General features: G+C 55.3%; 10 protein-coding genes. 3 read left to right on the forward strand and 7 right to left on the reverse strand.

Translation table 11 applies throughout. The features are described 5' to 3' along the window. Nucleotides 1-13: 13 nt before the first annotated feature. The 4 genes from H7849_RS23590 to H7849_RS23605 all read right to left on the reverse strand — a co-directional run bounded on the left by H7849_RS23590 (nt 14) and on the right by H7849_RS23605 (nt 4,811). The gene (locus tag H7849_RS23590; protein WP_186742920.1) at nt 14-1,336 is read right to left on the reverse strand and encodes a hypothetical protein; all 1,323 of its coding nucleotides are present in this window, start codon (nt 1,334-1,336) and stop codon (nt 14-16) included. A 64-nt stretch (nt 1,337-1,400) separates the two neighbouring features. Next, nucleotides 1,401-2,378 (reverse strand): hypothetical protein, encoded by a 978-nt coding sequence (locus H7849_RS23595; RefSeq protein ID WP_186742921.1) that lies wholly within the window; start codon nt 2,376-2,378, stop codon nt 1,401-1,403. A 346-nt stretch (nt 2,379-2,724) separates the two neighbouring features. Continuing rightward, the gene (locus tag H7849_RS27665) at nt 2,725-2,904 is read right to left on the reverse strand and encodes a cation efflux transmembrane domain-containing protein (protein ID WP_222439729.1); all 180 of its coding nucleotides are present in this window, start codon (nt 2,902-2,904) and stop codon (nt 2,725-2,727) included. A 284-nt stretch (nt 2,905-3,188) separates the two neighbouring features. Then, complete coding sequence (locus H7849_RS23605; RefSeq protein WP_186742922.1) at nt 3,189-4,811, reverse strand: endonuclease/exonuclease/phosphatase family protein; 1,623 nt, start codon at nt 4,809-4,811, stop codon at nt 3,189-3,191. A 514-nt stretch (nt 4,812-5,325) separates the two neighbouring features. Here H7849_RS23605 and H7849_RS23610 point away from each other — a divergent pair. Further along, nucleotides 5,326-6,042 (forward strand): phosphatase PAP2 family protein, encoded by a 717-nt coding sequence (locus H7849_RS23610; RefSeq protein WP_186742923.1) that lies wholly within the window; start codon nt 5,326-5,328, stop codon nt 6,040-6,042. A 467-nt stretch (nt 6,043-6,509) separates the two neighbouring features. Continuing rightward, entirely contained in the window at nt 6,510-7,310 is an 801-nt protein-coding gene (locus H7849_RS23615; protein ID WP_222439730.1) for an integrase core domain-containing protein, read from the forward strand. A 190-nt stretch (nt 7,311-7,500) separates the two neighbouring features. On the opposite strand, the gene H7849_RS23620 is transcribed toward H7849_RS23615, so the two are convergent. The 3 genes from H7849_RS23620 to H7849_RS23630 form a co-directional block, all read right to left on the reverse strand. Then, on the reverse strand, nt 7,501-10,134 hold the full coding sequence (locus H7849_RS23620; RefSeq protein WP_186742924.1) for an ABC transporter permease: 2,634 nt from the start codon (nt 10,132-10,134) through the stop codon (nt 7,501-7,503). Between the two features lie 9 nt (nt 10,135-10,143). Next, nucleotides 10,144-10,482 carry a PadR family transcriptional regulator gene (locus tag H7849_RS23625; RefSeq protein WP_186742925.1) on the reverse strand — a complete coding sequence of 113 codons (339 nt, stop codon included), beginning with the start codon at nt 10,480-10,482 and terminating at the stop codon, nt 10,144-10,146. A 93-nt stretch (nt 10,483-10,575) separates the two neighbouring features. Next, nucleotides 10,576-11,469, reverse strand: coding sequence for a tetratricopeptide repeat protein (locus H7849_RS23630; protein ID WP_186742926.1), 894 nt, complete (start codon nt 11,467-11,469; stop codon nt 10,576-10,578). Between the two features lie 533 nt (nt 11,470-12,002). Here H7849_RS23630 and H7849_RS23635 point away from each other — a divergent pair. After that, nucleotides 12,003-12,371, forward strand: coding sequence for a transposase (locus tag H7849_RS23635; RefSeq protein WP_285288974.1), 369 nt, complete (start codon nt 12,003-12,005; stop codon nt 12,369-12,371). Nucleotides 12,372-12,562: the final 191 nt, after the last annotated feature.

Genomic DNA, 12,562 nt, shown 5'->3' on the forward strand with positions numbered 1-12,562 from the left:
TTTTCCTGCTGTGCTATCGCGGCCTGCGCGGGCCACTTCCCGAAGAACCCCGTCCGCGGTTTTGGAATTGTTCGAGCTGATCTCCTCGTTCGCGAGACTGTGAATCGTTTTGAAGCTGTCCCATCGTGTTCGGCGGAGCAGGGCTTCCCGGAGCAGCCGGAGCCGGGGTTTTATCCTGCGTCCCCTGAAGTCTTTGCCCCCCGGATGATGTCGGTTGGCTGCTTCCCGATCCTTGCGTGGTGGGTGTGGTAGACGAACCCCGAGATTTCGGTTGCGGGGATTGAGTTGCACCGCTCAGATTCTGATTATTCTGACGAGCCTGAGCTGCGCCAGTGGATGGATCGACGGGAGCCCAGCTGCCGTTGTCCCACTTGCTCCAGTTGCCGTTAGAGTCCTTTTTATAAACGTTTCCATCGGCGCCGGCATACACGTTGTTATTGTTCGCATCCTTAGCAACGAAACCGTTATTTCCATTGGCGCCTGAATACCCCGCTCCAGCACTACCTTTGGAGGTTTGGAACGAGCCCGCCGTTCCATTGCTGTTCGTTACGTGTTGTGCCTGAGCCCAGTTGTCTCCGTTCGTTACGACGGAACTGCCCCACTGGCTGTATTGATTGTGGCCTTGTGATGTCGCTGCATAGGTTCCCGTCCAGGGATTGTAAGCCTGAGCGTAAGTATGGCCACCATACGCATTTTGAGCTGTGACAGCTCGCCCGTAGGTTCCCGTGGTTAGGTTGTACCACGCCGCAGTGCCGGCCGAACCATACGGTCCATAGACGGCTCGGCCCACTCCGTAGGCTCCCGTATAAGGGCTGTAGACGGCCGCGACGCCATATGTGTAAGGGTATGGGTAATAAACCGGATGGGGTCCCCAATACACGTAGGGCGGATAGTAGTATCCGGTTCCATAGACAACGGTAGCTCCGACTGCCATTCCTACAACGAACATGCCGAGATAGCCGCTCGAATAGCTTGTTTCAACCGTGGTTGGCGTTGGATTTGAGACCACTACGTAGGTGACGTTGTACACGGGCGAGCTGGGTGGAATGGTGTAAATGACCTGTGGCACAGAGTCCGCCACCTTCCAGGGACCATTCGGACTTTTCGACACAAACCAGACGCCCTGGAAGCAAAGGTAGTAAACATCGCCGACGCGGATCACCTTGTCCGGCGTGTTTACTGCATAAAACATTGTCGTGCCCTGGATTGTTACGAATTGAGGTGGACCGGCATAGACGACCTTGACCTGAGATTCGGCTGCCGCTTTATTCACGATCGCGGTTGTCGGCACCTGTGACAAGAGCACAGCGTCGCTGGCCTCCTGTGTGCTCGGCACAGAGATAAGAACTGCGGAATACGGATGTCCCAACGGGATCATCGCGAAGTCTGGGGGGAGGCTATTACTGGCATTGGTCCATGGGCCATCGAGGGCTGGCCGCCTTGAACCATCTTCCTGAAATGAGAACGTAGAGTGTATTGTCCGGCTGGTGGAGAAAAACGCTGCTTTCTGTATTTGCTGCGTAGGACAGGCTGGTTCCAGGTATCCTCTCGTAAATCGGCTTGCCCTTGAACACGAGCAACTCGGCAGGCGTTTGCGTGAACAGGACTTTCGGGGCATTTCCTGGCACGGCCGGTACCGCTTTCAGGACGTCATCCCAATTTTGATGGGGCGGCAGTTTCGAGATATCCGCAGGCAATTTCAGAGTTGCACTCCACGGCCCGGGAAGTTCCTTTGACGTGAGCCATGTCTTTCCGGCGAGAAGGTAATAATCGGAGTGGTCATAGAAGAGGTCCCAGTTTGTGTTGACCACATACTGTAGTGTCGTGCCTTGAATTGGAGCCAGCACCGACTTTCCATCTACGAAAAGCACAATCGCCGGAACCATGCTTACCAAAATCGTAGGCACCTGGGTGCCGCTGTCAATCGATCGCACAGGCGTATTCGCCTTCTCAAGACTGGCGATCATCCGAGGAAGTCCGATGGTGAAAGTCATGGTTGGATAGATCTGGCTAACGCGCTCCTGCATCCCCGCTTCCTGTGGTGGAGAAAGCGAAGGAAAACGTGAGTTGAGGACCTGAATGTTCTTGACATACACGGTCCGTGCGCTCACATCCGTAATCGTGTCCGCGCGCCAAGAAATAACGCCCAGGACTGGCTTTTGGCCGGGTTGTGATATTGAAATTGCTGTATCAGCCACGAGCATGCGGTACCGTTGCCAGGCTTTCAGCTGCGGCTGGTAAACAATGACGTGGGTGCCGTTTCTGTCAAAAGTCTTCGGCCACGATGGCGCATTCAGCGCAGAGCCAGTGGAGGTGAGACCGCTGGGAGAGACTTGTGTCCACGAGATTGTGGTACTCAAAAGGCTGAGTGTGGCCACAAGGAACAAATTCCTTATTTTTTGCAAGGGTATCTACCTCGATGTGAAATGTCCCTGCCGCATCCGCCAAAAAAACGTATTGAAGCCGCGTATTCGTGCAGAGCCACCAGTTGTGGGGCGGAAAATCAGGGAGGCCGAGGAATCCTGGGCAGAAACCACAAGCAGTCTACATCACGACTGTCAGCATAGGAAACAGTTTGGGAATGGTCTTTTCGCCAGTAAAATGAATGCCCTTCTTCCGAGCGGCTGAGATAGCTGATGAGGACAGAGTGCTGCGATCTATACACATGTAGTTGATTGTCTAGACGCTTACCTAAAGAGGCTGACGTAGCGAACGGTTCGCTCTTTACCTATTTTGAGACAAAGACGGACCGCTGAGCACGTCGGTGATGGATTCTAAGCCGTCCGCAACTAACGCGAATGAACCTCCCAGCAGCCCAGCAGAGCACTTGATTAGAGCCAATCCTAGATTCACGAAGATGCCTAGAATCGCGGACTTCATCCCCCTTTCAGCGGCGCTCTTCATATTGCACTCTTCCTACAGGTTACAGCTGGAATTCACACACGAAGGTTGATCCGTGAATCTCGCAGCTGGTGTCAGCCAACCGATTCAAGTCATCCATCAGATGATTGAACGTCTCGCCGTGCCCGTTGAAAAGTCAGGCGTCTGCAACAATCAGCGATCAAAGGAGCCAAGATGAATCGGAGACCCGACCGACGCCCATAACTGCTCCATCAACTCGCAGCCAACCAAGTCGCGGCCCTCATTTTTTTCTCAGAAACAGCTCGACACGGCACATGTCATGCTCTTCATTTCTTTGATCCAGCCAAAGCCGGCTTTGTGAGCGGGAGGTCTACACTAATGGGCGCATGGTCTGACAGACGCGGGTTAAGCGCTTCGTTGGACTCATTCATGGTGCGTGCAAAGCTCGGCGCAAATCGATAGGAGTCGGCCGTTCCAGCATCGTCCTTCAAATAGGCTTTCACGAGTATCCAGTCGAGCCTGAATTTTCCAACTGCCGAGACGGTTCGGGGCAACGCAAATGTTGTAACAAATCCCTTACTCGCGCGCTCGTTCGAATTGCCAAGAGTCCCATTGCGGCCGTTCACCGATAGTTCGGCATCCCCGCGCCAATCCAGCCTGGTTCCGTCATCGAAATGATAGTCGTTCAAATCCTTGAAGAATCCCTGCTCGGGATTCGGCGCCATTAGCGGCACTCCGGAAGCAGTCGGGTCACCTTGGAACTTCGTCGTCTTAAAGCCAAAACTGGCTACGTCCATCAGAAGTCCCACTCCGGTTGCATACTTGACTCCTTGTGTGGCCCAAAATGTAGGACTGTTCGCCCTTTTCAGCAGTGATGATTTTACGTTCATAACTGAGCCATCCTGTCCTGTCGTATTCATATCCCCGGCGATGATCACAGGATTGTGAATCGGACGAACCATCTCAAGAAGCTCATCCGCCTGCTTAACCCGTCCCTTTGGCGTGGTGCGGTTTTCAAGGTGCGTCGCAACAATGGTGACCTGGCCCTCGGGAAGCTCCGGTACATCGATCGTCGCAATCAGGTTGGTGCGCCCTCCGCGCCGTACCTCGCGCACGATGGCTTCTCCGAAGACCACGCTCGCTCCCTTGCGTTTACCGGCCTCGATGGACCCGTACTTCTTTTCGCCGTTGTACCAGTCGTAACCTTGATTTTTAAAGGGCACGAGCTTCACATCTCGAAGTGGATAGCGAGAGAGAATTGCCGTGCCGTGCAGCCCCAGAAGACGTGTCTTGTCGGTGCTGAACAGATCCTCCAGCTCTTTTCGCTCGCTTTCATTCTCCACATTGGCAAATGACTGGGTACCTAACACCTTGGGATCAACCTCTACAAACTCGACTCCATAGGCCCAATTCATCTTCAGTGCTTTGGCAAGATCCTTCACCACTGCCCGATAATCGCTTCGCTTCATGCCCCAATCGAGCTCATTCAGCACCAGCACGTCTGCCGATTGGAGCACGTCCATCTGCGCGTTTAATACCTGGTCGTCTGCCTTTGCCGTGCTCCCACCATTGGCAGCAGCGCTGTGCACTTTGGCGATGAATTGTTGCTTATCTGTCAGCAACGATTGAATGTCATCAAACTCTATTCCCCTCTCAATGTTCCATTCGACTAGGCGCAGCGAAGGACCTACCCCGTTGAGGTCGGGCCGAAGAGGTTTTGTTCCCGCGAAGTACGCCTCATTATTGACAAACGGAGTCGTCAACAGAGTGTTGAGTTTGTCGCCTAGCGCAGGTTCGATGGTTTCCTGCTCGCCGAGGGTCACCAGTTCCTGGTAGGTCAAGAGTGGCGGTTGTGAACTACGGATGTAATCCGCTCCGTGTTCATTCTGCGCTGATGTCCTGGAACACAGGATCAGTGTCAGAAGTAGCACCAGTGGTACCGCGGCCACAACAGCACCTTTACCTGTGGAAAGAAGCTTGGCTTCGAGATGTGTTCTCAGTATTTGCACAATCCACCTTAAGGCGACAGGCTCCCACATCGATTGAATCTGCCACTAGAGGATACTCGCCGCACGCCGTCGCGGGTACTAGGAAAACCGATTAAAGCAGTTCTGCCAACAAGCGAGTCGGCGGCCTCACTTCTTGGCGGGCCTCACTTCTTTTGGATAGAGTGTAGTGAACGGCCAGTTCGATTGTTATCTCGGCGTTAAATTGCGTTTTCGATTAGAGCCTTAGCTCCGGATTGGGCTGGATCTATTGAGGGCTGTGGTGGCACCTACCGCGCAATGCTAGATTTGGCTGGACGGTGACGAGGTGAATGGAAACATCTGCACTCAAGGTGTACTCCAATGCATTGCAGCTTGTTTCTGCATCTCGGCAGCTGTATGTCCCGCGAGCTGCGCGTTCGATTCTGATCCGCCTACCGCCGCTGTGGCGGCTACCACGGCTGTTCCAGCAGATGCTTTGCCCGACGCTCCACCGGCGCAAATTCCAGTGACCGAGAAGGATCTGCCACTAGCAATCCTGAAAGACCAAGTCCCGATCTGGACCAGTCCGGTGCGGCTCAGGACGCATGACCTGATTTGGTTGCTGCCACTGGGGGCAGCAACTGGTGTGACACTTGCGACCGACTCGGACGCTATGCGCAACGTTTCGCGCGACCGGGATTTCAACAAGGACAGCGTGAACGCGTCGAACTACCTGCTGGGCTGCGAGATTGCCGTACCGGTTGGGCTTTATGGCGTTGGACTCTTCAAGAGCAACGTGCATGCGCGCGAGACAGGCATCTTGAGCGGTGAAGCGTTTGCGGATAGTGTGGTAGTCGAAGAAGTCACGAAGATCATTTTCCGGCGGGAGCGTCCTCTCTATAACAACGCGGCTGGCGATTTTTTTGCCCCGAACACAGGTGCGAATGGCTCGTTTCCCTCGTCACACAGCATGCTGGCGTGGACGTTGGCAGGAGTGGTGGCGGGCGAGTATCCGTCGAAGTTGGTACAAGTCGGCGTGTACTCTATTGCCTCGGGCGTGAGCTTGATGCGCGTCCTAGGACAAGAGCATTTCCCAAGCGATGTCCTTGTGGGCGGCACTGCGGGATGGCTGATCGGACACTACGTCTTCGAGAAACGTCACATATACCACGCGGCTCGTGCGCTGCGAGCGAAGCCCGGGATTGAAAGATAATTGCGCTTCGCCAGCAATAGCTAACCATCTGGCGGCTGTGCTCCGCAAAAAGTCAAAACGCATATAGAAAGGTGCAACTTCCAAGCACCTCGCTACCGTAAACTGTCCCCTGCAATCGGCAGACTTGAATGTGTTACCTCTACAAGAACATGCTTAGGACCGTCCGACTCCTCCGATCAGTGGGTTTTATCCTTATTAATACAGGCGCACAGGGTATCCAGTTCTTGAGATTGGCCGTTTCTTCCCGGTCTGCGTTGAGCGCTGAGGTGCTGTTCCTTCGCAAGCAGTTGGCGTTTTATCAAGAACACCAGATACCGCTCCGCAAGCTCACGGACGCAGCGCGATTTTCCTTGGTGTTGTGGTCTCGATTATTCGACTGGTGAGAAGCGTTGATGATAGTAAAGCCAGAGACCCTAATCGGCTGGCATCGCAAGGGTTTCAAGCTGTTTTGGCGCTGGAGGTCGAGGATGGGAAGACCGCGGATTCCAGAGAATCTTCGCCGGCTGATCGTAGCAATGGTGCAGGACAATCCGACCTGGGGCGAGGAGCGGGTGGCAGCGGAGCTTTCGGTGAAGCTTGGAATCTTGGTCTCCCCGCGAACGGTGCGAGCGTATTGGCCGCGAGAAAGTGATCCACGATCTGGGAGGAGAACTTCCTCGCAGCACTGGCGGACGTTTGTCCGCAATCACGCCCAGGCCATCGTGGCCGCTGATTTTTTGGTCGCGATCACAGCCGGGTTCCGAGTGCTATACGTGTTCGTGGTAATGGAGGTGGGAAGCCGTCGTATTCTGCACTGCAATGTCACGGCTCATCCGACTGCTGGTTGGACGTTGCAGCAGTTCCGCGAAGCCATTCCCAGCGATCATGGGTATCGCTTTCTCATCCATGATCGTGACACGATCTTCTCGGCGGAAGTTGACAAGCACTTGCAAGCATTTGGGCTGAAGATTCTGCGCACTCCGGTGCAAGCGCCTAAGGCCAACGCCTACTGCGAACGGCTGATGGGAACGATTCGTCGGGAGTGGCTAGACTTTCTTATTCCCTTGAACGAGAAGCACCTGCGAAGGGAACTACGAGAATGGGTGACTCACTACAATAGCGGACGCCCCCACTCCAGCCTGGGACCAGGCATTCCGAACTCCCCGGAATATCCACCACGATCCCTGAGAATTCGTCGGCATGAATTGCCACCCGCTTGCCGGATCAGAATCAAGGACGTTCTCGGTGGACTGCACCATGAATACTGGCTCGAGGAAGTTGCTGCATAAGCCCAGATCGACTTTTTGCGGATGACAGGGTCACCGCCTACTCGGACATAACGAATCGGTTTCAGGCGAGTTGACAGCAATACATCCGGTACGCGGTCAATGAGCGCGTTGGCCTGTTATCCATAGTTGAGAATTCAATCCAAACGGGCGGTCACTTGAATCGATATTGAAATGCTTAGGCATGAAGAGCCTATTCGCGCAGTAACTGCGCAGGGTCGATCGCCAGAGCGCGCCGGGCTGGTGCCGCCATGGCGAAAAGGCCAAGTAAGGTCATCATGGTCATTGCCGCCGCGAGAATCATTGGATCGCGAACCGAAGCATAGGAAACGATGTGAGTTAATAGCTGGTCGGTGAGCATGCTCGCTCCTAACCCAAGACATAGTCCAGCGAGCAACAATAGGCACGGTCTTTTGAGTGTCGAGTGCAATACCTGAAAAGGCCGTGCGCCGAGTGCGATTCGGATTCCTTGCTCCTTCATCCGCTTCGAGACCAAATAGGAAGCCATTCCTAAAATGCCCGTGACAGCGAGCATGGCTGCCATGAGGCCCATGACGCCGAGAGCGAGGGCGGCGGTGCGAGCGGGGATCATGGAACGATCGATGGCTCCACTCCACGGAACGATGGAGAACGGCGCGGTGCTGACGACCTGCGAGAGAGAGTGGTGCAGAGCGTCGGCGATCTGGTCCTGCGGCAACGGTGAGCGGACGAGTACAGTGATCGGGCTGGAGACCATGTACGGCCCGATGCCCTGCGCGTAGGCGAGAAAGATCGTGGGCTGTGGATCCTCACCGGGGTCAATGTATTTTCCGTCTTCGACGACGCCGATGATTTTCAATTTGACAGGGTCGAAGAGCTTGAAGCGCTTTCCCAGGGCGCGGGTGGTGCCGAAGAGGCGGCGGGCGAAGGTCATATTCACGATGGCGACAGTCGGAGCGCCGGGCTTATCGTCCGGGGTGAAGTCGCGCCCCGAGAGGAGATGTGTTCCGGCAACTTGGAAATAACCCGGAGAGACGGAATAGGTGAGTGCGTCAAAGGCGACGTGCGAGGGAGAGAACTGCGTGGTGTCCCAGGAGTAGACTGACCAAACCCAGGCGCTAAGGAATGGAACGTAGTCAGAAGTAGCGGCGTCGGTTACCCCAGGAATGGCCGCCGCCGTGTCCAGCAGGCGTTTCTGGACGATTCGGGATTGCGGGTCCGGGACGCCGGCAACCTTTAAATCGACTTGGGCGAGTGTGACGTCGGTGGGGGCGATGCCGAGCGGCGCGCGCAGACTCTGGACCATGCCACGTACTGCGACCAGCACACTACTGACCAGCAGAGTGCAGACGGCGACCTGGATGAGAAGCAGGGCATCGCGCATGGCGAAGCGATGCAAGGATCCAGCGAAGACGTAACCGCCTTTGATTGCCTGGACAACATCGGTGCTCCAAACCTGTCGCGCTGGCAGGAGGGCAAAGGCGATGCCGCTGGTGATGGAGAGTGTGATGGCGACCAGATAGACGCGCGCGTCCGGTGCGATGAGGAAGTGGGTGGGGAGGTCGCCGGGGCGCCAGTGACTGAGGGTGCCAAGCAGCAGGCTGGCGAAGCAGGTTCCGTTGATTCCGCCGATAAGAGAGACAAGCACGGCTTCCGTCAGCAACTGGCGCGCGACAGCCCAGCGGCTGGAACCGATGGCGAGACAGATAGCGAGCTCGTTGCTGCGGTTTGCTGCGCGCGCCGCGAAGATGCCGGCGAGATTCGCGCATGTAGCGACCAGGACGAGCACGGCGAGAAGCGTCATGACGAGCAGTACTTGCTTTGTGGGGTCGTTGCGCCTGCCGGCAGGACCGGGTTTGTGCACGGTGAGGGTGAGCCCCTCGTCGTCTGAATACTGCTTTGCCAACTGCCGCGCAATGGCTCCCATGTCATGCGTTGCCTGCTGCTGCGTGATGCCAGGATTTAGTCGGCCGAGGAGCGTGAACGCGCGGTGCCTGCGCTCGTCGAAGTCGTCCCAGCCGGTGACCTGCTGAGCGTTGACGGCTGGAATCCAGTAGTCAGGCCAGAAGAAGAAGTCGGTACCGTGAAAGTTATGCGGTGCGACACCGAGGACGGTGAAGGGATGCTGGTTGAGCGTGACGACTTTGCCGAGGATATGCGGGCTTGCGCCAAAACGCCGCTTCCAGAAGTCGTAGCCGAGCACGATGTAGGGAGCCGACTCGAGGCCGTGCTCATCCGAGGCGTGAAAGAAGCGGCCAAGAGCGGGCTGAAGGCCGAGTACGTCGAAGTAGTTGCCGGACGCGGCATCACCCCAGCTTGTTGAGACCGATTTGTCAATGCCGATGCCGACGCTCAGGACCTTGTAGGCAAGCATTCCGCTGAAAGACTGATTGCGGTCCTGATAGTCGAAGTAATCGGGATAGGACTCGTAATCGCCGATCTGCAGCAGATTTTCGGGATGAGGCACATCGAGAGGGCGCAGGACGATGCCGTTGAGCACGCTGAAGGTGACCACGTTGGCACCGATGCCAACGGCGAGCGTGAGGATGGCGGTTACGGCGAAGCCAGGAGAATCGCGCAGCTGCCGAAGCGCATAGCGAATATCGCGCAAAAGCGTTTCCACAAATGGAAAGCTTCGTTGCACCCGGTACTCTTCCCTGATCTGGGTTACTCCGCCAAACTCGCACAACGCAGCAGTTCGCGCCTCTTCTTCAGACATGCCGCGTCTACAGTTTTCTTCGATCGCAAACTCGATATGCGAGCGCAGTTCGTCATCGAGATCTCTATCAAGTTCTTTCCTGTGACAGAACGCTATGCAGCGGCTCAGCAATATCCGAAGCTGGTCCATGTACGACCCCTAGCGGGAGGTGGTGAGAAATCGTGCCATCGTTGTCGCGATTCGCTCCCAGTTCTCGGTCTCCTTTTCAATCTGCTTCCGTCCAATTCGGCTTAACGAGTAGTACTTGGCCCGGCGATTGTTATCGGATGTTCCCCACTCCGACTTGATCCAGCCCCGCTGCTCCAAACGCAGAAGCGCGGGATAGATACTCCCCTGGTTCAGCCGGATGGTTTCGTTGCTTACCTGCTCAATGCGGCGGGCAATCCCGTACCCGTGCAAAGATCTCATGGACTCCAGGGTCTTCAATACCATCAGATCGAGAGTTCCCTGAAGCACATCCGACTTATCTTCCCCCATTTACTTCTCCCTGTTGGTTTTCTACAGATACTCTGCAACCTCCTTAGTCAGAATGTCAACATGTAACACCCCCCAAAAAAACGACATGGCTGCTCACTTCTGGAGAAGGGTTGCCACACTCACTGTGCAATTTGTGCATTGACGGTTCAGAAGTCCTTCCAAGGACTGCTCAGCCTGACCCCGGAGCTGTAATGCTTCAGAGTGCCTCCCCGATTGATCAAGCACTTTGGCGTATAGGATTTCTCCCACCAGGTATTTGGGATTCTGATCTCCCACGGTCTGCTCAAGAATGTTGAGCCCTCGTTGCAAATTCACAAGCCCATCTTGAGACTGTCCATTCGTAGCTAGTGCCTGCCCCAGCAGCACATAGCCCCAGCCAGTGAACAGGTGTTGCTCACCATGCAGACTCTTCCAGAGGCCTAGAGCTTGTCCGTATTTCGTGACTGCTTCCTGAGTCTTTCCATTCGTACTTGCAAACAATGCCTCAGTCGAGTCAAGGGCAGCCGAATCATCATCGGTCAATCCGACGGCAAGTTTGGATTCCGTGATGGCCTTCTGAAGATAAACCTTGGCAGTCTTTTTATTGTGCTGCTGGATCGCGGCCCCCGCGATGTCTGTGTATATCCTGGTCAAACCAGCGTAATCACAGCGTTGAGCATCGATCGCGGCCGCCTTTAATCCCATCTTTATCGCATTTTGTTCTTGTCTCATAGCTCGATAAAGAGCCGCGAAGTATTCGAGCGTGCTGGCATAGTCTGCAGTGTGCTGTTCATCTCCTTCGAAGATGTGCAGTCCTTGTTCATACGCGTGCTGAGCTTGTTGAAACTGCCCCTGCTCTTTGTATGCCAATCCTAATAGAGTCCATGCTTTTCCGAGATCGGGCCCAGTAGATATTCCAGAATCGACAAGTGATTGCAGAATTTGAATAGCCTTGTCGAACTTTCCCTGTCGTTCAAGGAGAAATGATTGATCTAGCTGCCTGGACACAGTCTCTTGCCCCCACACCGTTATGGAAAGGACACATGTAATAAAAAACAGTTTGCTGGGCCGTACCATGGATAAGACCTCCTTCGAGTGAATGCTTCCAAGGGGTAAACCAGCCCTTCTGTCCCACTGGAGAGCACAACTTCCTACTGTTACTCAAATGAGCTCATTGCATCTGAATTGCCATGTAGACAATCAACATAAGTCCATTTATATGTAGACAATCAACAGATCGATTTAGATCATGAGTGTTCGCTTGTGGGCGATCCTTGTTCGGAAATGGACGCGCACCTAGGCAGGTCAACGAAGGCATTAAACGTTGTTTATGGGGACGGATTAGCGGCAATCCGGAGAGCGCCGGGATAAACCGGCATGTTGTAGGGGATGCAAGAGCAAGAGCCCTACCGGAAAGGAGAACAGCGACTCCACCCACGAGATGATCGAGCGCACCCAGAAGACGGGCAAGCTCTGCTGCGTTCGCTCGAAGCCGACCCACTGCTAGCAGCACGGGTCGAGCGATTGATGACGATCCTGCCATCGGCCACGTCACGGCGCTGACCTGGGTGCTCGAAGTCGGCGAGGTTGAGCGGTTCCACTCCGTCAAGAAGGCCATCAGTTACTGCGGTCTGTGCAGCGGAGAGAAGACCTCGGCCGACAGTTCCAGACGCATGCCCATCTCCAAGCAGCGCAATCGGCACTTGCAGACGGTGCTGTTGGAGGCCGCGCATCTGGCTCCGAGACTCAACCCGGAGCTGGCCGTTCTATACGAGCGCGAAGCCGCGCAGAGCAACTACAACCAGGCTACCATCGCCGTCGCCCGCAAGCTGGCGGCGTACCTTTTGGCCATCGATCGCGGAGAACGTGCCTTCGTGACTCACCAGGTTCACAGCAGCGTCGCAGCATAACTGCTGCTCCCATATTCAGGGCTTTTCAAGCGCACTCTGCCAGGTCTCACAACTTTTCGGCTGAGCGACGGAGCATCCGCTCCCAAGGCTCCAACTCACTTGTTTCGAGACTGGCAGAGAATCTCAACTCAAACATCTGTGACGGCGACGGCCCAAGACAGCAAATGGATGTGTGGTTCTGCGTTCCTCCG

It is taken from the genome of Alloacidobacterium dinghuense, assembly GCF_014274465.1.
Taxonomy (GTDB): Bacteria; Acidobacteriota; Terriglobia; order Terriglobales; family Acidobacteriaceae; genus Alloacidobacterium; species Alloacidobacterium dinghuense.